Below are 24,264 nucleotides of genomic sequence, written 5' to 3' on the forward strand. Positions count from 1 at the left end.
TACTGCCGCAGCCCGTGCCCTTGTAGGAGCGGGCAGTGCCCGCGAACGGAGCGCCGCCGAACCCCCAGATCCAACCCAAGAGCAGCCCAGGCTGCTCTTTTGCTTCAAGCGAGAACCGATCATGACCGACGCCACCCGTATCCTCGAACTGCGTGCCGAACTCGACCAGCACAATTACCGTTACCACGTGCTCGACGAACCCAGCATCCCCGACGCCGAATACGACCGTCTGTTCCATGAACTGAAAGCGCTCGAAGCCGCCCATCCCGAGCTGGTCACGCCCGACTCGCCCACGCAGCGCGTCGGCAACGCTGCATTGACCGCGTTCTCCCAGGTGCGCCACGAAATCCCCATGCTCAGCCTGGGCAACGCCTTCGAAGAAGTCGACCTGCGTGAATTCGACCGCCGCGTCACCGAAGGCCTCGACCTGCCCACCGGTGATCTGTTCGGCAGCGGCGCGGCCATCCACTACAGCTGCGAACCCAAGCTCGACGGCCTGGCTGTCTCCCTGCTGTATCAGGACGGCGCCCTGGTTCGCGGCGCCACCCGCGGCGATGGCACCACCGGCGAAGACATCAGTGTCAACGTGCGCACCATCCGCAACATCCCGCTCAAGCTGCACGGCAGTGGCTGGCCACCGGTGCTGGAAGTGCGCGGCGAGGTTTACATGTCCAAGGCCGGCTTCGAGCGGCTCAACGCCAGCCAGATGGAAGTCGGCGGCAAGACCTTCGCCAACCCGCGCAACGCTGCGGCCGGCAGCCTGCGTCAGCTCGACTCGAAGATCACCGCTAGCCGTCCCCTGGAATTCTGCTGCTACGGCATCGGCCAAGTTACCGAAGACATCGCCACCACCCACACCGGCAACCTCGAACAGCTCAAGAAATGGGGCATGCCGATCAGTCGCGAACTCAAGGTCGCGGAAAACATCGAGCAGTGCCTGGAGTACTACCACGACATCGGCGCCCGCCGAACCCAGCTGCCCTATGAAATCGACGGTGTGGTGTTCAAGGTCAACAGCGTGGCCTCTCAGCGCGAGCTGGGCTTTCGCGCGCGCGAGCCGCGCTGGGCCATTGCCCATAAATTCCCCGCCATGGAAGAGCTCACCGAACTGCTCGACGTGGAGTTTCAGGTGGGCCGCACCGGCGCCGTTACACCCGTGGCGCGGCTCAAGCCGGTCAAGGTGGCAGGCGTCACGGTGGCCAACGCTACCTTGCACAACATGGACGAAGTGGCGCGCCTGGGCCTGATGATCGGCGATACCGTGATCATCCGTCGCGCCGGTGACGTCATTCCCCAGGTCATGCAGGTGGTGGTCGAGCGTCGGCCGGACAACGCCCGTGCGGTTCAGGTGCCGGAAACCTGCCCGGTGTGCGGCTCCCATGTCGAGCGCACCCAGCTGGTCAAGCGCAGCAAGGGCAAGCAGACGGTCAGCGAAGGCGCGGTCTATCGCTGTGTCGGGCGATTGGCCTGTGGTGCGCAACTCAAGCAGGCGATCATTCATTTCGTCTCGCGGCGGGCGATGGACATCGACGGGCTCGGTGAGAAGAGCGTCGAGCAGTTGGTCGACGAAGGCCTGGTCAGTTCCCCCGCCGACCTTTACACACTGCAGTTCGACGACGTGGTCAAGCTGGACGGTTTCGCCGCGGTATCCAGCAACAACCTGCTCGAGGCCATTGCCGACAGCAAACAGCCGAGCCTGGCACGCTTCATCTATGCCTTGGGCATCCCCGACGTGGGCGAGGAGACGGCCAAGGTGCTGGCGCGCTCGCTGGGCTCGTTGCAGCGCGTCAGCGAAGCGCTGCCGCAGGTACTGACCTACCTGCCGGACATCGGCCTGGAAGTGGCCTTCGAGATCCACAGCTTCTTCGAAGATCCGCACAACCGCAGCGTCATCCAGCAATTGCTCGAGCGCGGCCTGCAGTTGCAGGAGGAGGGCGACGTACACCCCGAATACGCTGCCAGCACCACCCTGGCCGGTATGATCGCCAAGCTGGAGATCAATTCGGTAGGCCCGACCGGCGCCGAAAAGCTGGTGGCCAAGCTGGGCAGCCTGGACCAGATCATCGCCGCCGACGGCATCGACCTGCGCCAGGCGCTCAACGCCCGGCAGGCGGAGGCGGTGCGCGAGTACTTCAAGGAGCCGCGCAACGCCGAGACGGCCAAGGCCGTGGAAGCGCAGTTGCAAGCCTTCGGCATGCACTGGGCGAGCGAGAAAAAAGTCGTCGAAGGCCTGCCCCTGGCGGGACAGACCTGGGTACTGACTGGCTCCCTGGAGCAGATGAGCCGCGACGAAGCCAAGCAGAAGCTCGAAGCCCTTGGGGCCAAGGTCTCCGGCTCGGTTTCTGCCAAAACCCACACCGTCGTGGCAGGCCCCGGTGCCGGCTCAAAACTGGCCAAGGCGAGCGAACTGGGCATAAAAGTCCTCGACGAAGAACAGTTCCTGAAGTTTCTCGCCAACATGTAACATCATGACATGACGCACCCCAAGTTTCCCCCAAACTGCGGTGCACCTCAGCAATCAGAGCCCAGGGCCACCCCCCCCCTGTAGCAGCGGCGCAAGCCGCGTCCGGTTCTACCGCGTTCATTCAGACTGACTGCGGCCACCGTCGACGCGGCTCGCGCCGCTGCTACACGACGTTCTTCAACCTCCCATCCGCATTTCCGCCCAACCTCTGCCGCAAATGAAACCTTTCCCACGCCGGCAAGCTCTAGTCATGGCAGGCCACCGGAGATCGCCATGTATCGTTTTTTCGAACAACTCAGCACCCGAATCACCGCCCCATTCGCCAAACCGGAAAACCGTCACAGCAAGGTATGGGAATGCACCTGCGGGCAGTCGATCTTCTTCCGCAACAGCCAGTGCCTGGCATGCAATGCCTTGCTCGGTTTCTGGCCGGCCAAGAACGTGCTGTCCACGCTCGACGCCGGCCCCGAAGCAGGCAGCTGGCGCCTGCATGCCGCGCCCGACGCAGGCCTGTTCCGCCGCTGCGCCAACCTCGATACCCCCGCAGCCTGCAACTGGCTGGTGCCGGCAGAGAAGGGGCCCGCAGCCCTGTGCACCGCATGCAACCTGAACCGGACCATCCCCGATCTGAGCATTCCGGAAAACCCCGAACACTGGCGCAAGGTTGAAACAGCCAAGCGCCGCCTGATCGCGCAGCTGATCAACCTCGGCCTGCCGGTCATCGCCAAGACCGAAGACGAAGCCACCGGCTTGGCGTTCGACTTCATCGGCACCGACCTCAATGGCAACGCGCCCACCACCGGCCACGCCAATGGCCTGGTTACCCTGGATATCAAGGAAGCCGACGACGCCCACCGGGAAAAGGTCCGCGTGCAGATGCGCGAACCGTACCGCACGCTGCTCGGACACTTCCGGCACGAAGTAGGGCACTACTACTGGGACCGGCTGATCGCCGACACTCACTGGGTGGCCGACTACCGCCGCCTGTTCGGCGATGAAAGCCAAAGCTACGCCGACGCGCTGCAGCGCCATTACGACCAGGGTGCCCCGGCCGATTGGCAACAGAACTTCGTCAGTGCCTACGCCACCATGCACCCATGGGAAGACTGGGCGGAAACCTGGGCTCACTACCTGCACATGATGGACGCGGTGGACACCGCGTTGGGCTTCGGCATGAGCGCCAAGGAAATGGACCTCGACTACACGCCGTTCCCCTTGGCCACCCTTTACGACCCGGATCACACCAGCGGCCCTGCATTCCTCGCGTTCGTCAACGCCTGGATCGAACTGGCCGGCATGCTCAACGAACTTTCCCGCGCCATGGGCCAGCCCGACTTCTACCCCTTCGTGCTGCCACCGGCCGTGATCGCCAAGCTGCACTTCATCCACGTCGTCGTCCAGGAAGCCGGCGGCCGCGCCGACGACGTCCTGCAGGTGTGACACACCGGCCGATGCCCGCCCCCCCCCCTGTGGGAGCGGGCTCTGCCCGCGAAGAGGCCTGCACATTCACCGCCTTATTCGAAATGTGCACCGCCCATTCATAAGCCTTCGCGGGCAGAGCCCGCTCCCACGAAGGCGGGGTAGCGCTGCTGCAAAGAGAGCTGCTGCCTCTAGAGCGCAAGCACGAACCTGCGCTCATAACCAATCCGTCCACGGTACGCTTCACCGCGATCCACCCATCCCAGCGCCTTGTACAACCCAATGCCCGCCACATTGTCAGCATCCACCGACAACTCCAGCTGTTGCACCCCAGGCCACGCACCGCGCGCTGCATCAGGCAGGCCTTGCAGACAAGCCCGCCCCAGCCCACGTCCCTGCATGCGCCGATCCACCTGCAATGCATGCAAGGTCGCCGCCTGCGGATGCGCCCATTCCGGCACGAATCGTCCATGCTTGAGCAGCAGAAATCCTTTCGGCACCTCATCCACCAGCAGCGCGAAACCTTGGATCTCACCATCGGTGCAGCCCAGCAGGGTATACAGCGCCATGTCCACATCCCCGGAATACTGCCTCTGCTCCGGGCGAATCTCGATATCCATCAATTGCTGCAGCTGTGTAGGCGACAAGTCGGGGTAGGGCGTCAGAACATTCATCGCAAGCACCAGGCAGGGGACATGTCGCGACGTTACCAATTCACATCACGGCTGTCGCTTGTCTTGCGCGCAAGCAATCCGCACCTACGCTGTACCGTACGAAGCAGCCCACGCCAAGTCCCTGACAGCCCTACAAATTTTATCTCGCGCAACGGGTTGTAACTTCTGTCAGGACCGGTACAATGGCCCCCGCTCGCTACCAAGCGAGTGTCGTTATGGTGACCCTGCCGGTCCCCCCGCAACGATTACCCGTGAACCTGGTCAGATCCGGAAGGAAGCAGCCACAGCGGGAACATTGTGTGCCGGGGTGTGGCTGGTAGGGTTGCCACCTCTTCCAGAATTCGTCTTCGCACGGATTCATCGCATCACCCATCCCAAACCGATACCCAGGCGAAAACTCGCCATCGCTGATCCTTGCCGATGTTTTTTCAGGCGAACTCAGCAATAGAGCAGGGCGCGGATGCAATTTCGGTCCTGCTCCATTAGCATTGGCGGTCTTCCGCTTTCATGTCGCGACGGTTTTCGATGAGTTATCAGGTTCTTGCACGTAAATGGCGTCCGCGCTCGTTCCGCGAAATGGTCGGCCAGACCCATGTGCTCAAGGCATTGATCAATGCGCTGGACAACCAGCGGCTGCATCACGCCTACCTGTTTACCGGCACTCGGGGCGTGGGCAAGACCACCATCGCGCGGATCATCGCCAAGTGCCTCAACTGCGAGACGGGCATCACGTCAACGCCGTGCGGTGAATGCTCGGCCTGCCGCGAGATCGACGAGGGTCGCTTCGTCGATCTGATCGAGATCGATGCCGCCAGCCGCACCAAGGTCGAAGACACCCGCGAGCTGCTCGACAACGTGCAGTACGCACCCAGCCGTGGGCGCTTCAAGGTTTACCTGATCGACGAAGTGCACATGCTGTCCACGCACTCGTTCAACGCGCTGCTGAAGACGCTGGAAGAGCCGCCGCCCTACGTCAAATTCATTCTGGCCACCACCGATCCGCAGAAGTTGCCGGCGACCATTCTGTCGCGCTGTCTGCAATTCTCGTTGAAGAACATGACGCCGGAGCGGGTGGTCGAGCACTTGAGCCATGTGCTGGGTGTCGAGAACGTACCCTTCGAGGACGACGCGCTGTGGTTGCTTGGCCGCGCCGCCGATGGCTCCATGCGCGACGCCATGAGCCTGACCGACCAGGCCATTGCCTTTGGCGAAGGCAAGGTGCTGGCAGCCGATGTTCGGGCGATGCTGGGTACGCTGGACCACGGCCAGGTTTACGGCGTGTTGGAGGCATTGCTCGAAGGTGACGCCCGCGGTGTGCTCGAGGCCGTGCGCCATCTGGCGGAGCAGGGGCCGGACTGGAATGGCGTGCTGGCTGAAATTCTCAACGTGCTGCACCGCGTGGCCATCGCCCAGGCGCTGCCCGAGGCGGTAGACAATGGCCAGGGTGATCGCGAACGGGTGCTGGCGCTGGCGCAGGCGCTGCCGGCCGAAGATGTGCAGTTCTATTATCAGATGGGCCTGATCGGCCGTCGCGACCTGCCACTGGCCCCGGAGCTGCGTGGCGGTTTCGAAATGGTGCTGCTGCGCATGCTCGCGTTCCGCCCCGCAGGCAGCAGCGATGGGCCCAGTCAACCGCTAAAGACAGTGGGGATCAGCGCGGCCACAGTTGATTCCACCCACTCCGTGGCAGCTCCAACCCCCGTAGGAGCGGTCAGCGGCCGCGAAGGCCCCACTGCAGATACCCAGACAGACCGCGACGCGCCGTTCGCGGCCACGGACCGCTCCTACGAGATGCCCGCGCCCTCGAATCCCCACGTAGGAGCGGTCACCGGCCGCGAAGGCCCCACTGCAGATACCCAGACAGACCGCGTCGCGCCTTTCGCGGCCACGGACCGCTCCTACGAGATGCCCGCACCCTCGAATCCCCCCGTAGGAGCGGTCAGCGGCCGCGAAGGCCCTGTTGCGGATACCCAGGCAGACCGCGTCGCGCCGTTCGCGGCCACGGACCGCTCCTACGAGATGCCCGCGCCCTCGAATCCCCCCGTAGGAGCGGTCAGCGACCGCGAAGAATCCCCCGCGCATTCCCAGGCAGCCCCTGATCCCGTTATCGATCTGCCCTGGAACGACCCGGTCGCGCCCGCAACTGCGCCCACCCAGGAACCGATCCTGGATGTCGTCGCCGAGCAGCCCGCATTGACTCCAATGCCGGCGCCCACGCCTGCCAGTGCCGTGCCGGACGCCCCGGAAACCCAGCCAGTCCCGCCTGCCGACGATGCCGAGCCCGCCGATTACACACCAGCCGGCATGGACCGCGACGACGAGCCGCCGCTGGACGAAGATTACTACGCTCCGGAAACCGACGGCGCCGCCTACAGCTACCTCGACGAGCTGGCCAGTGAAACCGTCCACGACACGCCTGTCGAAACCGAGCCCGAAGTGCTGCCCGCCGCGCAGCCAGCGAGCGGGCTGGCTTTGCAATGGCTCGAGCTGTTTCCGAAACTGCCGATCTCGGGGATGACTGGCAGCATCGCCGCCAACTGTACCTTGATCGCCGTGGAGGGCGACGACTGGCTGCTGCACCTGGACCCGGCGCACAGCGCACTGTTCAACAGCACCCAGCAGCGGCGCCTGAACGATGCGCTGAACCAGTATCATCAGCGCACGCTCAACCTGACCATCGAGCTGATCCGCCCGGAACAGGAAACCCCGGCGCAGGCCGCCGCGCGCTGGCGTGCGAATCGCCAGGCCGATGCCGAACAGTCGATTCAACAAGACCCGTACGTTCAACAAATGCTGCAACAGTTCGGTGCCATCATTCGCGACGATACGATTGAACCAGTCGAGGCGGTGGCCGGCCCAACGCGTTAAGTGCTCCTACCCAAGCCCGCGCAGGACGCCTTCGGCACTGCGCGGTCATACCCATTGACCTTTGAGGTGAACCCCATGATGAAAGGTGGCATGGCCGGCCTGATGAAGCAGGCCCAGCAGATGCAGGAAAAAATGGCCGAGATGCAGGAAGAGTTGGCCAAGGCGGAAGTGACCGGCCAATCGGGCGCAGGCCTGGTGAGCGTGGTAATGACCGGTCGTCACGACGTCAAGCGCGTGAGCCTGGACGACAGCCTGATGCAGGAAGACAAGGACGTGCTCGAGGATCTGATTGCCGCCGCCGTCAACGACGCCGTGCGCAAGATCGAAGCCAACAGCAAGGACAAGATGTCCGGCATGACCTCCGGCATGCAACTGCCGCCCGGCTTCAAGATGCCGTTCTGACCCAAAAATGCCAGGCCCGCAGCCTGGCATTTTTGTATCTGAGTGACCCAAGTGGAGGCGCCTCCCCGTAGGAGCGGTCATCGGCCGCGAAAGCTACACCGCGGTCTACCAGACACATCGTGTGCCCCCTTCGCGGCCACAGACCGCTCCTACAGGATACGCGCGCAATCCAATCCCCCCGTAGGAGCGGTCATCGGCCGCGAAAGCTACACTGCGGTCTACCAGACACATGGTGTGCCCCCTTCGCGGCCACAGACCGCTCCTACAGGATACGCGCGCAATCCAATCCCCCCGTAGGAGCGGTCATCGGCCGCGAAAGCTATACTGCGGTCTACCAGACACATCGTGTGCCCCCTTCGCGGCCAAAGACCGCTCCTACAGGATACGCGCGTAATCCAATCCCCCCGTAGGAGCGGTCATCGGCCGCGAAAGCCACGCCGCCGGCTGTTTGCCAAGCACCCAGTTGAACATCCCGCCACCCCATGCTGTCCTTTTCCTATAGCCACTTGCTGAAGGAATACCCCGCAATGTCCCAAGACCTGACCCTCAACCAGCGCTTCGTTCTCGCTTCCCGTCCGACCGGGGCGCCGACGCCGGAGAATTTCCGTCTGGAGCGCGAAGCCTTGCCGGATCTCGAAGACGGCCAAGTCCTGCTGCGCACTCTGTACCTGTCCCTGGACCCCTACATGCGCGGCCGCATGAGCGACGCACCGTCCTACGCCGCACCGGTGGAAATCGACGAAGTCATGACCGGTGGCACCGTCAGCCGCGTGGAAACTTCCAAGCACCCCAAGTTCCGCGAAGGTGACCTGGTCGTCGGCATGACCGGCTGGCAGACCCACTGCATCTCCGACGGCAGCAATCTCACGCCGCTGCCCGCCGGCATCCCCAGCCCGTCAATGGCACTGGGCGTTCTGGGCATGCCCGGCATGACCGCCTACATGGGCCTGACCCACATCGGCCAGCCCAAGGAAGGCGAAACCCTGGTGGTCGCAGCTGCCTCCGGCGCAGTCGGATCGGTAGTGGGGCAGGTGGGCAAGATCAAAGGCCTCAAAGTCGTCGGCATTGCCGGCGGGCCGGAAAAATGCCGCTACGTCGTTGAAGAGCTGGGCTTCGATGCCTGTGTCGACCACAAAAGCGAAACCTTCGCCGACGACCTGGCCAAAGCCTGCGACCAGGGCATCGACATCTACTTCGAAAACGTTGGCGGCAAAGTCTTCGACGCCGTCATGCCGTTGCTCAATGCTCGCGCGCGCATTCCGGTGTGCGGCCTGATCGCCGGCTACAACGCCACCGACCTGCCAGAAGGTCCGGACCGCTTCGCGCTGTTGCCGCGCACCTTGCTCACCAAGCGCATCCGCATGCAGGGCTTCATCGTGTTCGACGACTTTGGCGATCGCCATGCAGAATTCTTCTCTGCCATGGTGCCGTGGGTTCGTGACGGCAAGATCAAGTTCCGCGAGGACGTGGTCGACGGTCTGGAGCGAGCGCCGGAGGCGTTCATTGGCCTGCTGCAAGGGCATAACTTCGGCAAGCTGGTGGTCAAGGTTTCCGACGCCTGAGCATTTGACGTGACCCGGAGGCGCGGGTATAAACCGCGTCTCGTCGTTACGTCAGGCCGCCTTCCATGAGCTTCAGCCCACTGATCCGTCAACTGATCGACAGCCTGCGCACCTTGCCCGGCGTTGGCCAGAAATCCGCCCAGCGCATGGCCCTGCAGCTGCTCGAACGCGACCGCAGCGGCGGCAGTCGCCTGGCCCAGGCGTTGAGCCAGGCCATGGAAGGCGTAGGCCATTGCCGCCAGTGCCGCACCCTCACCGAAGAAGAACTTTGCCCGCAATGCGGTGATCCACGTCGCGACGATACGCTGCTGTGCGTGGTAGAAGGGCCGATGGACGTCTATGCTGTTGAACAGACCGGCTATCGTGGGCGCTATTTTGTGCTCAAAGGGCACTTGTCGCCCCTCGATGGCCTGGGTCCAGAGGCGATCGGAATTCCGCAATTGATGACCCGTATAGACGAGCAGGGCTCCTTCGTCGAAGTCATACTGGCCACCAACCCGACCGTCGAAGGCGAAGCCACTGCCCATTACATCGCCCAGCTGTTGGCGAAGAAAGGCCTGGTAGCTTCACGCATTGCCCACGGTGTGCCCTTGGGTGGCGAGTTGGAACTGGTCGACGGCGGTACCTTGGCCCATTCCTTCGCCGGCCGCAGACCCATCACCCTCTAACCAACCCACCCCCTGTAGCCGCGGCGCAAGCCGCGTCGGCGGCACACGCGGTAGGTCGGAAGAATCACGGTGCTGCCGGACGCGGCTCGCGCCGCTGCTACAGAAAACATGCGAACCTGCGCCACACACCCCTGTAGCAGCGGCGCAAGCCGCGTCGGCGGTACACGCGGTAGGTCGGAAGAATCACGGTGCTGCCGGACGCGGCTCGCGCCGCTGCTACAGAAAACATGCGAACCTGTGCTACGTCTCCACACCTCCATTTCCAGGGCCGACCATGCACCGTCTAGCGTTCAAGCAAGTCGATGTCTTCACCACCCAGCGCTTCAAGGGCAATCCGCTGGCGGTCATCCTGCAGGCCGAAAGCCTGACGCGCGAACAGATGCAAGAAATCGCCCACTGGAACAACCTCTCCGAAACCACCTTCGTGCTGCCCGCCACTCGCCCTGAAGCGGACTACCGCGTACGCATCTTTACCCCGAACTCCGAGCTACCCTTCGCCGGCCACGCCACCCTCGGCAGCGCCCACGCCCTGATGGAAGCCGGCCTGATCGAGCCGCGCAACGGCCGTCTGGTGCAGGAGTGTGCATTGGGTCTGATCGACCTTGATGTGGTCCGCCAGCTCGATGGCTCGCAGCTGATCACCTTCGAATTGCCGCCCGCAACGATCCAGCCAGTTAACGACAGCGATCATCGCGAGCTGCAGGCCGTGCTGGGGGTAAGCGTGGTGCGCGACCGCAGGCCGTGCTTCGTGACCGTTGGCCCATGCTGGCTGGTGGTGCAACTGCGGGACGCACAAACCGTGCTGGCGGTCATCCCTGACCTGGCGCGCATGGCCATCAACGACCACCGCACCAGCACCACCGGCGTGGTGATTTTCGGCCCGCACCCCGAGGGCAGCAACGAGCACATTGAAGTCCGCACCTTCGCGCCCACCTGCGGCATCACAGAAGATGCAGCCTGCGGCAGCGGCGGCGGGGCGGTCGCCGCGTTCATCCGTGCCACCGGGCAGACCGCCTCGCTGGGCTCCCAGCTGCGAGTCGCCCAGGGCGCTGCGTTGGGTCGCGCTGGCAAGATGCAGCTGTCGATCACCGACCAGTCGATCAAGGTCACCGGTGCCTCTGTCACCTGCCTCGACGGCTTCCTCAATCCCTAGGCTTCCCCAGGGCAGCGGTCAGCGACCCACCACCTCGATGCCGCCATCGTTGTGTTGCCGATACAGCGTATAGGGCAGCATCAGCGTGTCGAGGATTGCCGAGACGCCGATGTCCAGCGCGACGAAACTCATCTGCGGTCCGCTGCGCGAGTGGCCGGGCTTGGGCGCCTGGCCATGCAGCAGGCAGAAGTCATAGACCACGCCGCTGTACACCCGAGGCACAGCACCGCAGAACGACTCGGCTTCCTTCAAGTTGTCGCTGGTCACCACATCATCGCGAAACACCGTATTGATCGTGCCGCAACCCGTCAGCAGTCCCGCGACAACCACGCCTATCAACGCTTTCATTCCGGCCACTCCTTGTGTGAGATCGGCACTATAACCGTTTCCATCAGCTGGTTTCGCCAGGGCCGTGTTGCGCCTTTCGTCAGATGAAGGGAACTGTCATTTACGAAAAGGCGAAATACGTTGTCCATTGCCTCGCAAATCGAACAGGCCCGGTATCCATACGCCAGATATGAAAGATCAGTTACCTCTCGTAACAACTTTTTTGGCAGTGTGTTCAACCGGTGTTACAAACCTCGCTGTCGGCCCGTATGTGCCGTGGGGACAGGCCTTGGGTGGTTTGGTATCATCGGGCCTTTGAAAATCATGCATGCGTCAGACGCGCCCTGAATCGATCCAGCGCGTCTCATTTTTAACTTGATGGTGTTGTTTAACGTGAAAATCCTCGTAACCGGTGGTGCAGGCTTCATTGGCTCGGCAGTCATTCGCCATATCCTGGCAAATACCGACGACGCCGTGGTCAATGTCGACAAATTGACCTACGCCGGTAATCTGGATTCGCTCATGGGCAGCGAGCGCACGCCGCGCTACGCCTTCGAGCACGTCGACATCTGCGACCGCGCGCAAATGGATCGAGTGTTCGCCGAGCACCGGCCGGATCTGGTCATGCACCTGGCTGCCGAATCCCATGTCGATCGCTCGATCACCGGGCCTGCCGCGTTCGTCGAAACCAACGTGATCGGTACCTACACCTTGCTCGAAGCCGCGCGCCAATACTGGTCGCAACTCGACGCCGAGCCTCAGGCCGCCTTCCGCTTCCACCACATCTCCACCGATGAAGTGTATGGCGACCTCGAAGGCCCGGAAGACCTCTTCACCGAAACCACGCCTTACCAGCCCAGCTCGCCGTATTCCGCGAGCAAGGCCAGCTCCGATCACCTGGTCCGCGCCTGGCAGCGCACCTACGGGCTGCCGACGTTGATCACCAACTGCTCGAACAACTACGGGCCGTGCCATTTCCCGGAAAAACTCATTCCGTTGATCATCCTCAATGCCCTGGAAGGCAAGGCTTTGCCCATTTATGGCAAAGGTAATCAAATTCGCGACTGGCTGTATGTCGAAGACCATGCACGTGCGCTGTATCAAGTGGTGACCGAAGGTGAGGTAGGGGAGACCTACAATATCGGCGGCCACAACGAGAAACAGAACATCGAAGTCGTGCACACGGTCTGCGCCTTGCTCGACGAGCTCTGCCCGCAGTCACCCCATCGTCCTCATGCGCATTTGATCACCCACGTACAAGATCGCCCCGGCCATGACGTTCGCTACGCCATCGACGCCAGCAAGATCCAGCGCGAGCTGGGCTGGACGCCGGTAGAAACGTTCGAGTCCGGTATTCGCAAGACCGTGCAGTGGTATCTGGATAATCCCGAATGGGTCAACCGCGTGAAGAGCGGCGCCTACCAGCAATGGATCGATACGAATTATCAAGGGCGTGAACTGTGAAAATATTGCTCCTGGGCAAGAACGGTCAGGTGGGTTGGGAGCTGCAGCGTGCCTTGGCGCCGCTGGGCAAGGTAGTCGCACTGGGCAGGAACATCGATGAAGCCGGTCTCTGCGGAGACCTGGCATCGCTTCAAGGGCTGGCCGAAACGGTGCGGCGCATCGCGCCGAACGTTATCGTCAACGCTGCCGCCTATACCGCCGTGGACAAGGCCGAGAGCGAAAAGGACACCGCCGACCTGATCAATCACCGGGCCAGCGCCGTGCTCGCCCGTGAAGCGCTCGATCTGGACGCCTGGCTGGTGCATTACTCCACCGACTACGTGTTCGACGGCACGGGCGAAAAGCCCTGGCAGGAGAGCGACACCACTGTCCCCGTCAACTACTACGGCGCGAGCAAGCTGGCCGGCGAAGAAGCCATTCGCAAGTCCGGCTGCAAGCATCTGATTTTCCGCACCAGCTGGGTCTACGCAGCCCGTGGCAACAATTTTGCCAAGACCATGCTGCGCCTGGCCAAGGACCGCAAGAGCCTGAGCGTCATCAGCGATCAGATCGGCGCACCCACCGGCGCCGAGCTGCTGGCCGACGTCGTCGCTCATGCCATTCCCATGGCCGTGGCGAACCCTGACCTGGCCGGCACCTACCACCTCGCCGCCACGGGCGAAACGTCCTGGCACGCCTTTGCCAAGCTGGTCATCGAAAACGCCCGCCGCCAAGGCACCAAGCTGGCCGTGGAAACGGTCGAGGCCATTCCCACCAGTGCCTACCCGACACCCGCCTTGCGCCCGCTGAATTCGCGCCTTGACACCACCAAGCTGACCGAGCGTTTCGGCCTGACGCTGCCGCATTGGGAAGTGGGTGTGAAGCGAATGCTGGCCGAGATCAGCACCAAGCAATGATCGCTGAACTACTGGGCCAGGCCGGGTGTCCAAGCGCGAACGATTTGCGCTTGGCCCCGGGTTTCCTGATATTCTAGCCGCCACTTCCTTGACTCATCAGCAGCGAGCGGCTTCAGGGTTTGACGTATATGTTGTCTGCGGCGCAGGGAGCCGCCAGATCTTCGATGCGCAGCGGTGGTTTCCACCCCATGTACAGCTGGTCTACAGATCGATTTTCACAGTGCCGCTACACCGGCAAACAAAGGATCCAATACGCATGAACCTGATCCCCGTTATTCTTTCCGGCGGCGTTGGCAGCCGGTTGTGGCCCGTTTCGCGCGAGGCCCATCCCAAGCCATTCATGGCACTGCCTGACGGCCAGAACCTGATCCAGAAGACCTTCCTGCGCGCCTCCAAGCTCGAAGGCGTATCCGAAGTGCTGACCGTCACCAACCGCGAACTGCTGTTCAAGACCGAAGACGAATACCGCACCGTCAACAAGACCGGCCACGCCCAGGGCTTCATCCTCGAGCCGTTCGGCCGCAACACCGCCGCCGCCGTCGCCATGGCCGCGCTGCAGCTCAATGACTCCCACGGTCCCGACGCCCACATGCTGGTGCTGGCGGCCGACCACCTGATCCAGAACGAAGCCGCGTTCTCCGCCGCCGTCGCCAAAGCCGTCAAGCTGTCGGCCGAAGGCTGGCTGGTCACGTTCGGAATTCAGCCGCAGTACCCTGAAACCGGCTTTGGCTACATCGAGGCCGGCGTCGGCACCGGCCTGGAAGGTACCTTGAAAGTCGCCCGCTTCGTCGAGAAGCCAGACCTGGAAACCGCCAAGGGCTACGTTGCCGCCGGCAACTATTTCTGGAACTCGGGCATGTTCTGCTTCCAGGTCCGCAGCGTCCTCGAAGAGCTGAAGAAACACGCGCCGGACGTTCTTGCCGCCGCCGTTGCCGTCAAGGAAGCCTCGCGCCTGACCGAAGCACCGAACTACCGCTGCCTGGCACTGGACGCCGACGCGTTCGCCCAGGTCCCGGATATTTCGGTCGACTACGCCCTGATGGAGCGCTCGGACAAAGTCGCCACGGTGCCGTGCGACATCGGCTGGAGCGACATCGGTTCGTGGAACGCCGTCAGTGAACTGACCGGCGCCGACGAAAACGGCAACCGTTTCGAAGGCGAAGTGCTCTCGCACAATGCCCGCAACAACTTCGTCCACAGCGAAGACCGCCTGACCGCACTGGTCGGCGTCGAAGACCTGCTGGTCATCGACACCCCGGATGCCTTGATGATCAGCCACAAGGATCACGGCCAGGACGTCAAGCACATCGTCGGCCAGCTCAAGGCCAGCGGCCACCACCTGCACAAGCTGCACCGCACCGTGCACCGTCCGTGGGGCACCTACACCACCCTGGAAGAGGGTGAGCGCTTCAAGATCAAGCGCATCGTGGTCAAGCCCCAGGCGTCGCTGTCGCTGCAGATGCACCATCACCGCAGCGAACACTGGATCGTCGTCAGCGGCATGGCCGTGGTCGTCAACGACGACCGCGAGCTGATGCTCAACACCAACGAGTCGACCTTCATTCGTGCCGGCCACCAGCATCGCCTGAAGAACCCGGGCGTGATCGACCTGGTGCTGATCGAAGTGCAAAGCGGCGACTACCTCGGCGAGGACGACATCGTCCGTTTCGAAGACGTCTACGGCCGCGTTGACAAGGCCTGACCGATAAACCCCGCTTCGGCCTCTGCGCGTGCCTCCAATGCATGCGCAGGGGCCGAACTGCGCTGGTCGTTCGTCAGCGAACGTCCAATCTAACGACGTCCGCGCTCATCGCGCGTCGGCCACATAGAGCGAGCGATTGCCATGTATCCCCCTCTCCAGACCCGTTGCTTCAAGGCCTACGACATTCGTGGCCAAGTCCCTGCCGACCTCAATGACGACATCGCCTACCGTATCGGTCGCGCGCTGGTGTCCGAACTGCACGGCAAAGCCTATGTCGTCGGGCGCGACATGCGCCTGGAAAGCCCAGGCCTGGCCGCCGCCCTCATCAAGGGCCTGACCGAGGCCGGCGCCGACGTGCTCGACCTGGGCCTGTGCGGCACCGAAGAAGTCTACTTCGCCACCAGCCACCTCAAGGCCGATGGCGGCATCATGATCACCGCCAGCCATAACCCCAAGGGTTACAACGGCATGAAGCTGGTGCGCGAGCATTCCAAGCCGATCAGCGGCGACACCGGCCTCGACGCCATTCGTGCCCGCGTTGAAGCCGGCAACTTCGACGACAAGGCCGCCACCGCTGGCCACGTGCGCGAAGTGTTCGACAAGAGCGCCTACATCGAGCACCTGCTCACCTACATCGACGTCAAGTCGCTCAAGCCCCTCAAGGTGCTGGCCGACCCCGGCAACGGCGCCGTCGGCCCGACCATCGAACTGCTCAAGGCCAAGCTGCCACTGGAACTGATCGTCATCAACGGCGAACCAGACGGCAACTTCCCCAACGGCGTGCCCAACCCGCTGCTGCCGGAAAACCGCGAGCTGACCCGCAAGGCCTTGCTGGAAAACGGCGCCGACATGGGTATCGCCTGGGACGGCGACTTCGATCGCTGCTTCTTCTTCGACGACAAGGGCCGCTTCATCGAGGGCTACTACCTGGTCGGCCTGCTGGCTGAAATGCTGCTGAAGAAGCACCCCGGCAGCAAGATCATCCACGACCCGCGCCTGACCTGGAACACCATCGAACAGGTCGAAGCCGCCGGTGGCGTCGCCATCCAGAGCAAGACCGGCCACGCCTTCATCAAGGAGCGCATGCGTGCCGAAGACGCCGTCTACGGCGGCGAGATGAGCGCCCACCACTATTTCCGCGACTTCGCCTACTGCGACAGCGGCAATATCCCGTGGCTGCTGGTCGCCGAGCTGATGAGCGTCACCGGCAAGACCCTGGCCCAATTGGTGGACGAACGCATCCAGGCGTTCCCGTGCAGCGGCGAGATCAACTACGAAGTCGCCGACGTCAAAGGCTCGATCGAGAAGATCCTCGCGTTCTACACCGCACAGAACCCCAACGTCGACCGCACCGACGGCATCAGCGTCGAGTTCGCCGACTGGCGCTTCAGCCTGCGAGGTTCGAACACCGAGCCACTGCTGCGCCTGAACGTGGAAAGCCGCGGCAGCGAAGAATTGGTGGCTCAGCGTGTTGCTGAGATTGAGCGTTTGATCAAAGGATAATTATGTTTGGCATGTTGAGAGGCATCTGGGACTACAGAGGCTTCATTGTAACTTCCATCAAGAACGAGTTCGTTGCGCGCTTTGCGCGCAGCAAACTGGGTGGCCTCTGGATGATCATTCATCCGCTGGCCCAGGTCGCCATCTACGCGCTCATCCTGTCCAACGTGCTCGGCGCCCGCTTGCCGGGCATCGACAACAAGTACGCCTACGCGCTGTACCTGATTGCCGGCATCCTGGCCTGGAACCTGTTCGCGGAAATCGTCGGGCGCTGCCTGACGGTGTTCATCGAGCAGGGCAACCTGATGAAGAAGATGCGCTTTCCGCGCATTGCGTTGCCGATCATCGTTGTTGGCTCTGCCATCCTCAATAATCTGCTGCTGTTCGCTGCTGTGTTGATCATCTTCGCCGCGCTGGGTCATGCGCCGAACATGCAGATGTTCTGGTTGATCCCTCTGACGCTGACAGTCGTTGCCTTGGCCGTCGGCATTGGCCTGATATTGGGCGTACTGAACGTATTCGTCCGCGACATCGGTCAGGTCATGCCGATCATTCTGCAGGTGTGGTTCTGGTTCACCCCGATCGTCTATTCGATAAACATCGTGCCGGAGTACCTGCGTGGCACGCTGGACGCCAACCCGATGTATCCCATCGTTGCCGCCTACCACAATGTACTGGTCTACAAAGTGCCGCCTGACATCCAACAAATTGGCATCACCGTCTTGATCGCTTCAGGCTTGATGTTGGTGGGCTTGTTCCTGTTCCGTCGCGCATCGGCAGAAATGGTGGATTCGCTATGACACTTCTAGCCGTCACCAATCTGGGCAAGGCGTATCGCACCTATCGCTCGGAATGGCAGCGCATGGCGCGCTGGTTCTACCTTCCTGTGAAACCCACCGAAGAGCATTGGGTCCTCAAGCACATCAGCTTCGAACTGGGCGCTGGCGAAGCCATTGGCCTAGTGGGCCAGAACGGCGCAGGCAAGTCCACATTGCTGAAAATGATCACTGGCACTCTGCAGCCCAGTGAGGGAACGGTCCAGGTGAATGGCCGCATTGCTGCCATTCTGGAGCTGGGGATGGGCTTCAACCCTGAATTGACAGGGCGGCAGAACGTCTATCACGCCGCAGGCCTGATGGGGTTCAATGCCAGCCAGATCAATGGCGCGATCGATGACATCGAGGCTTTCGCCGAAATCGGCGAGTACTTCGATCACGCGGTACGGACATATTCCAGCGGCATGCAGATGCGTGTGGCGTTTTCGGTAGCGACTGCATTCCGCCCGGAAATTCTGATCATCGACGAGGCCCTTTCCGTTGGTGACAGTTACTTCCAGCACAAAAGCTTCGGGCGCATCAAGGAGTACCAGAAAGCGGGTACTACCTTGCTGATCGTATCCCACGACAGGGGCTCGATTCAGGCGCTGTGCAGTCGTGCGATCCTGCTGGATGGCGGCACCATCATCAAGGATGGCCCGCCTGAAGAAGTCATGGACTACTACAACGCGATCATCGCCCAGAAAGAAAACTCGGTGGTCGAAGTGAACACGCTGGCCGATGGCGGTCGCCAGACCAAATCTGGCAGTGGCAAGGCGTCCATCGACAGCGTGACGCTCTACAACACCGAAGGTGCGCCGGTCGAGTACATAGCGGTGGGCGAGGACGTGTGCCTGACCATCAAGGTCAAGATCAACGTTGAACTGCCAGAGTTGGTTGTTGGCTATGTGATCAAGGATCGCTTGGGCCAGGATGTCTTCGGCACCAACACTCACCATCTCAAGTGCGTGCGAACCGACCTGCAGGAAGGCGAAGTCTTGACATATGAATTTCGCTTCCCGGCCATGTTGGGTGTGGGTTCGTATTCCGTGGCCGTCGCACTGCACGCCACCGATAGTCATATCGCCGACAATTACGAATGGCGCGATCTAGCGCTGCTGTTCAACGTAGTCAACATGTCCAAAGGCAGCTTCGTCGGCTTGGCCTGGATACCTCCGACTGTGGAGTGCAAGTGATGGACGACAGTTTCTATCGCGCTTTCGAAGATCGCTATCGCGGATCTCGGGATTTGATCACCGAGCGACTGCGAGTCTATTTGCCATTTCTCGACCCGCTCAAAGACCTTTATCAAGATTATCCGATACTGGATCTAGGCTGCGGTCGAGGCGAATGGCTAGAGTTGCTTCAGCGTGAAGGTTACGCGCCCATGGGTGTAGACCTGGATGAGGGGATGCTGCAGGCCTGCCAGGCGTTGGGTTTGCCTGCGCGTAACGCAGATGCCCTTGCCGCGCTCAAAGAACTGCCGGACAACAGCCTGGTGGCCGTGACGGGCTTTCACATTGCCGAACACATTCCTTTTCCCGTTCTTCAGGAAGTGGTCGCCGAAGCTCAGCGCGTATTACGCCCGGCCGGGCTGCTGATCCTTGAAACGCCGAATGCCGAAAGTCTCGTCGTGGGGACCAATACGTTCTATCTTGACCCGACCCACGAACGGCCACTGCCGGGTTTGCTATTGTCGTTTCTGGCCGAGCATTCGGGGTTTGCCCGCGCCAAAATCGTCCGCCTTCAAGAGCGCTCCGAACTGCGCGCCGAGGACCAGAAGATCGGGGTGTGGGACGTGATTTCGGGCACTAGCCCGGACTACGCTGTAGTTGCGCAAAAGCCAGCTGCTGCCGAACAACTCGAGACCTTTGCTTCTGCGTTCGACATTGCCTATGGCGTCGCGCTGCACGAGTTGGCAATGCGTTACGACCACGGGATCGAGCAGCGCTTGAGCGCGATGGAAACCAAGCTGGCGGAAAATCCCGGCCAGGACCCCGGCGAGCAGTATGTTAGCTATCCAGGTCTGCAGGACGCGATTGAGCGTATCCATGCCCACCATGCGGAGCAATTGAAGCTGCTGCACGAGAATTTTCAGCATTCGGCCGAAGTTCACGAAGACCGCTTCAGTCAGGAAGCCCAGGCCCAGGAAGCACGCTTCGCGGGTGCGGTGCTGGCCCAGGAAGAACGTTTCACCGAAGCCTTACTGGCGCAGGAACAACGCTTCCAGGATCTGGTCATTGCTCAGGAGCAACGCTTCACTGATGCGCTAGGGGCACAGGAACAGCGCATCATCGAAGCGTCCTTCGCGCAGGAGCAAAGATTCAGCCAGGGAGTGGAGGCGCACCAGCATCGGTTCAGCGAAAGCGTGATCGAGCTGCAACAGCGTTGCTTCCACTTGCAGAACAGCCTGGCGCAAGCCCACGAGCACCACAGTAACGCGGTGCAGGAACTGGAGCAGGTTCGCAGCGAACTCAACGCTTCGCTGGGGCATGCCCATCATTGGTATCTGCGCGCCGTGGCCTACGAGCAGCAACTACAGGAGATGCAGAGCAGTACCTTCTGGCGCGTTACCAGTCCGGCCCGTTGGTCGGTCCATACGGTCCGCACCGCCCCCGGTGCAGCGGTGGGGATCGTGCGCGGCTCTGGTCGCAAGGTCTTGGGCGCGGCTGTCCAGTTCGTGCTGGGCCGCCCGATGCTGCATCAGCGGCTCAACACCGCCCTCAAACGTTCTCCGCGCCTGTACATGGCACTCAAGAGCGTCGTGCACAACCATGGAATGATGCCCGATGCCGCGCTGGCGTCCAGTCTTCCTTCGGACAGTTCAGTGCCTGCGCACCTGGAGGGCCTGTCGGTCGAAGCACGTCAGATTTATCACGACCTGAAAAAAGCTATTGATCAAAAGGACCGGGGCTAATGCGGATTGTTATAGACATGCAGGGCGCTCAGGTTCATTGCGCTACCTCCGAGTCGCCTTGCTACGTCATGGACCTTGTAGAAAGCCTGGTCGAAAATTGCGGAGAGCACGAAATATTCGTGGCCCTGAGCAGCCTGCTCGACGGGACCATCGAAGCCATTCGTGCGAAGTTTCACGGTGTATTACCCAGCGAGAACATTCGTGTCTGGTCGGCGCCTGGGCCTATTGACCTGCAGCATGGCGAAAACGGCGGGCGCGCCAAGGTAGCCGAGTTGGTGCGGGAAACCTTCCTGGCCAATCTCGAGCCGGACCTGTTGCTGCTGTCCCACCCATGCGCCACTACCAGCATTGAAGCTGCGTCGCTAATAAGTGCGTTGCCCAGCGGTATGTCGATCGGCGTGATCGTCGAAAGCGCGAGCGAGTTCGAAGATGGCGTGCCGCGCCCGCAGTGGGTGCATCAGTTCGAACGGGAAGATCAGACTCACAGCATCTTGCTGCTGCGCCCGCTGGAAGCTGGAACCGTCAGCCAGGCGTTGGACATACCTATCGGGCGGATCATTTCGCTGACCACCGATTCGGCTACCGACTTCAACGAAGAGGACCTGCGTAGCGACGCGTTGACAGTGCTCGCGCTGTTGGAGCGAAGTGGCGTTCCCCCATTGGAGAAGCCGGCGTTGCGTCATCGCCTGGCTTATGTTTCGCCTTTGCCACCACAGAAAAGTGGCATTGCCGGGTACAGCGCCGAGCTGCTTCCCGAGCTCAGCGCTTACTATGATATCGACGTGGTGACGGGCCATCTGGAAGTAACCGACGCGTGGGTGCTCGACAACTGCACACTGCGCACCGTTGATTGGTTCCGGGAAAATGCCACAAGTTATCAGCGGGTTATCTATCACCTAGGCAACAACCCGATGCATGCCTTCATGTTCGAGTTGCTCGAGGACATTCCAGGCATCGTGGTGTTGCACGATTTCTATTTGGGCAACGTGCATTGGTATCGCCAGGCTCATGGGCTCAAACCCGGCGCATGGGTACAGGAGCTGTATCAAGGCCATGGTTACAAGGCGGTAGCGGACTTCTTCGAGGACGGCGTGCATGACACGCTTCCCCGCTATCCGGGCAGCCTGGGTGTGCTCAGCAAGGCGCTTGGCGTGATCGTGCATTCCGAATACTCACTGTCGCTGGCGCGGCACTGGTATGGCAACTCGGAACACTGCTCCATGATTCCTCTGCTGCGTGTTCCTGCGGCTGCACCCGACCGGGCCAGAGCACGTAAGGCACTGGGCTTAAGGCCCGACGACTTCGTGGTGTGCACCTTCGGTTTCATGGGCAAAACCAAACTCAACCATCGCTTGCTCACGGCGTGGGAAGATTCTGCGGTTTTGAGCCAGGACCGCAAGTGCAAGCTGTTCTTCGTAGGTCAGAACGAAGCGTCCGATTACGGCCAGGCCATCGAGAAACAGCTCAAGGCGCGCAGGCAAGCTTCAGGCGTGAATATCGTCGGCTGGACCGACAACTCGACCTACGAGCTGTATCTGGCTGCGGCGGACGTGGGCGTGCAGCTACGTGAGCTGTCACGCGGCGAAACATCGGCGGCCGTGCTTGATTGCTTCAACTACGGCTTAGGTACGATAGTCAACGCGAACGGCGCAATGGCAGATCTGCCCGATGACGTATTGATCAAACTGCCTGACCAGTTCAGCGACAGCCAGTTGACCGATGCCCTTGAGCAACTGCGCGGTCACCCCCAGTTCTGCCGTAAGTTGGGCGACCGGGCTGCCGCCTTTGTGCATGCCGATCACGCCCCAGCACAGTGCGCCAAGCTGTACATGGAGCGAATCGAAGCTCACTACGAAGAACACAGCCGCTACAAGACCTTCGTCGCGTCGGTGGCCAACGTCGTCGCCAGCGACGAAGCCAACGTCGATATCCTTGAAACCTCCAAGTGCATCGCGCTCAACCAGCCACCGACCATCGGCCTGCGTCGTATCTATGTCGATGTATCTGCCATGGCGCGCGTTGATTTGCGCACCGGCATTCAGCGCGTGGTACGCGCGTTACTGCTGGCACTGATCGAGTCGCCGCCGCCAGGCTACCTGTTCGAGCCTGTGCTGCTGAGTAACGTGGGTGGTGCATGGCACTGGCGCTACGCGCGCAGCTTCATGATGACGCTCATGGGCTGCGCCAACGAATGGCTGCGCGATGACCCGGTCGACATGCAGCCTGGAGAGCAGTTCCTAGGCCTGGATTTCTGCGGCTCGTATACCGTGGAAGGCGGCAAGGCCAAGGTCTTTGCTCGTATGCGCGAGCGGGGTGTAAGAACGTCGTTCGTTGTCTACGACCTGATCCCCATCCTGTTCGAGGAGCACTTCCCGCCAGGTACCAAGGATGCCCATGCCCAGTGGCTGTATGAAATCACCCAAGCCGATTCTGCCCTGTGCATTTCTGCGGCCGTTGCTCACGACCTTCAGTATTGGCTGGCTGTACACGGCGCCCCGCGTCCGGATCACAAACGCCTGGAAACCAGTTGGTTCCACCTGGGCGCCGACCTGAACTCGTCGGTGCCCAGCAGCGGTATGCCGGACGGGGCAGCCGAGATTCTCGCACGCCTGCGCAGTGCACCGAGCTTCCTTTCGGTAGGCACCATCGAGCCGCGCAAGGGTTACGCCCAAACGCTGGCGGCATTCGACCTGTTGTGGGGCGAGGGCGAGGAGCTGAACTTGGTCTTCGTCGGAAAGGAAGGTTGGATGGTCGAGAAGCTTGCGGCCAGTCTGCGCAAGCATCCACAGCTGAACAAGCGCCTGTTCTGGCTGGAAGGCATCAGCGACGAATACCTCGAGAAGCTGTACGAGTCTTCGTCGTGCCTGCTTGCCGCTTCGGAAGGAGAGGGGTTCGGTCTGCCATTGATCGAGGCCGCCCAGCACGAGTTGCCGATCCTCGCGCGCGCGCTGCCAGTGTTCCGTGAGGTAGCAGGTGAACATGCCGCCTTCTTCGAAGGGGATACGCCGCGGGCCTTGGCCGATGCCGTGCACCAGTGGGTCCGCAACGATGCCGAGGGCAACACCATTCCTTCCGACGAGATGCCGTGGCTGACCTGGAAGCAAAGTGCGGAGCAATTGAAGAAAGCGCTGTTCGGTATCGAACAGACAGCGCCGTCGACGATCGCCCATGCCGATGCCGCGCTCGATACCGCGCAGGAAACGGAGCGCACTCGGCAGGAATGCTGAGGTGTCAAAGGGGGCGCTGATGTCGCCCCTTGCAGTCCTTCAAAGCATTGCCCTGGTGGCGTTCATAGCCAATGACCGGGGCAATGGCAGGGCGCCGGGGCGGCTATCGGCCGGCCCCTGTGATACCCAAATGGCTGTTTCCAAGGTATTATTGGCGGCTATATGCGTTCTCCCGTTCGTGGGTCAGGACCGAACTAAACCATTGA

Annotated in this window: 17 protein-coding genes and 1 other RNA gene; 16 read left to right on the forward strand and 2 right to left on the reverse strand. The window is 61.7% G+C overall.

Annotated elements, in window-relative coordinates:
• Positions 1-121: 121 nt before the first annotated feature.
• The gene (ligA, locus tag IFT80_RS02740) at positions 122-2,464 is read left to right on the forward strand and encodes an NAD-dependent DNA ligase LigA (RefSeq protein ID WP_192136695.1); all 2,343 of its coding nucleotides are present in this window, start codon (positions 122-124) and stop codon (positions 2,462-2,464) included.
• Between the two features lie 273 nt (positions 2,465-2,737).
• The gene (locus tag IFT80_RS02745) at positions 2,738-3,904 is read left to right on the forward strand and encodes a zinc-binding metallopeptidase family protein (protein ID WP_122478416.1); all 1,167 of its coding nucleotides are present in this window, start codon (positions 2,738-2,740) and stop codon (positions 3,902-3,904) included.
• A 170-nt stretch (positions 3,905-4,074) separates the two neighbouring features.
• Here IFT80_RS02745 and IFT80_RS02750 read toward each other — a convergent pair whose 3' ends face one another.
• Positions 4,075-4,557, reverse strand: a complete 483-nt coding sequence (locus IFT80_RS02750) for a GNAT family N-acetyltransferase (RefSeq protein WP_192136696.1) — start codon at positions 4,555-4,557, stop codon at positions 4,075-4,077.
• Positions 4,558-4,782: 225 nt separating this feature from the next.
• On the opposite strand from IFT80_RS02750, the gene ffs reads away from it, so the two are divergent.
• The 6 genes from ffs to IFT80_RS02780 all read left to right on the forward strand — a co-directional run bounded on the left by ffs (position 4,783) and on the right by IFT80_RS02780 (position 11,210).
• Positions 4,783-4,879, forward strand: an RNA gene (gene ffs / locus IFT80_RS02755) — signal recognition particle sRNA small type.
• Between the two features lie 203 nt (positions 4,880-5,082).
• The gene (dnaX, locus tag IFT80_RS02760; protein ID WP_192136697.1) at positions 5,083-7,425 is read left to right on the forward strand and encodes a DNA polymerase III subunit gamma/tau; all 2,343 of its coding nucleotides are present in this window, start codon (positions 5,083-5,085) and stop codon (positions 7,423-7,425) included.
• A 75-nt stretch (positions 7,426-7,500) separates the two neighbouring features.
• Positions 7,501-7,827, forward strand: a complete 327-nt coding sequence (locus tag IFT80_RS02765; protein WP_122478410.1) for a YbaB/EbfC family nucleoid-associated protein — start codon at positions 7,501-7,503, stop codon at positions 7,825-7,827.
• A 527-nt stretch (positions 7,828-8,354) separates the two neighbouring features.
• Positions 8,355-9,389: an NADP-dependent oxidoreductase gene (locus IFT80_RS02770; protein WP_122800126.1), complete on the forward strand. Its 1,035-nt coding sequence runs from the start codon at positions 8,355-8,357 to the stop codon at positions 9,387-9,389.
• 65 nt (positions 9,390-9,454) lie between these two features.
• Positions 9,455-10,057 (forward strand): recombination mediator RecR, encoded by a 603-nt coding sequence (gene recR, locus IFT80_RS02775; RefSeq protein WP_192047245.1) that lies wholly within the window; start codon positions 9,455-9,457, stop codon positions 10,055-10,057.
• A 274-nt stretch (positions 10,058-10,331) separates the two neighbouring features.
• Positions 10,332-11,210 (forward strand): PhzF family phenazine biosynthesis protein, encoded by an 879-nt coding sequence (locus IFT80_RS02780; protein WP_192136698.1) that lies wholly within the window; start codon positions 10,332-10,334, stop codon positions 11,208-11,210.
• A gap of 18 nt (positions 11,211-11,228) precedes the next feature.
• On the opposite strand, the gene IFT80_RS02785 is transcribed toward IFT80_RS02780, so the two are convergent.
• The gene (locus tag IFT80_RS02785) at positions 11,229-11,558 is read right to left on the reverse strand and encodes a YceK/YidQ family lipoprotein (protein WP_192056177.1); all 330 of its coding nucleotides are present in this window, start codon (positions 11,556-11,558) and stop codon (positions 11,229-11,231) included.
• Positions 11,559-11,930: 372 nt separating this feature from the next.
• Between IFT80_RS02785 and rfbB the strand changes: the two genes are divergently transcribed.
• The 8 genes from rfbB to IFT80_RS02825 all read left to right on the forward strand — a co-directional run bounded on the left by rfbB (position 11,931) and on the right by IFT80_RS02825 (position 24,058).
• Positions 11,931-13,001: a dTDP-glucose 4,6-dehydratase gene (gene rfbB / locus IFT80_RS02790; RefSeq protein WP_122714224.1), complete on the forward strand. Its 1,071-nt coding sequence runs from the start codon at positions 11,931-11,933 to the stop codon at positions 12,999-13,001.
• Positions 12,998-13,897, forward strand: coding sequence for a dTDP-4-dehydrorhamnose reductase (rfbD, locus tag IFT80_RS02795; protein ID WP_122478400.1), 900 nt, complete (start codon positions 12,998-13,000; stop codon positions 13,895-13,897). The genes rfbB and rfbD overlap by 4 nt, the downstream gene beginning before the upstream one ends.
• A gap of 256 nt (positions 13,898-14,153) precedes the next feature.
• Complete coding sequence (locus IFT80_RS02800; RefSeq protein WP_122478398.1) at positions 14,154-15,599, forward strand: mannose-1-phosphate guanylyltransferase/mannose-6-phosphate isomerase; 1,446 nt, start codon at positions 14,154-14,156, stop codon at positions 15,597-15,599.
• A 141-nt stretch (positions 15,600-15,740) separates the two neighbouring features.
• On the forward strand, positions 15,741-17,102 hold the full coding sequence (locus tag IFT80_RS02805; protein WP_192136699.1) for a phosphomannomutase: 1,362 nt from the start codon (positions 15,741-15,743) through the stop codon (positions 17,100-17,102).
• Positions 17,103-17,104: 2 nt separating this feature from the next.
• Complete coding sequence (locus IFT80_RS02810; RefSeq protein ID WP_192057215.1) at positions 17,105-17,899, forward strand: ABC transporter permease; 795 nt, start codon at positions 17,105-17,107, stop codon at positions 17,897-17,899.
• Positions 17,896-19,110, forward strand: coding sequence for an ABC transporter ATP-binding protein (locus IFT80_RS02815; RefSeq protein ID WP_192057214.1), 1,215 nt, complete (start codon positions 17,896-17,898; stop codon positions 19,108-19,110). The genes IFT80_RS02810 and IFT80_RS02815 overlap by 4 nt, the downstream gene beginning before the upstream one ends.
• The gene (locus tag IFT80_RS02820; RefSeq protein ID WP_192136700.1) at positions 19,110-20,831 is read left to right on the forward strand and encodes a class I SAM-dependent methyltransferase; all 1,722 of its coding nucleotides are present in this window, start codon (positions 19,110-19,112) and stop codon (positions 20,829-20,831) included. Before IFT80_RS02815 ends, IFT80_RS02820 begins: the two co-directional genes overlap by 1 nt.
• 68 nt (positions 20,832-20,899) lie before the next feature.
• A complete protein-coding gene (locus IFT80_RS02825; RefSeq protein WP_192136701.1) occupies positions 20,900-24,058 on the forward strand; it encodes a glycosyltransferase in 3,159 nt (1,052 codons plus the stop codon).
• The last annotated feature ends 206 nt before the right edge of the window (positions 24,059-24,264 follow it).

Source organism: Pseudomonas sp. CFBP 8771 (genome assembly GCF_014841695.1).
GTDB lineage: Bacteria > Pseudomonadota > Gammaproteobacteria > Pseudomonadales > Pseudomonadaceae > Aquipseudomonas > Aquipseudomonas baltica.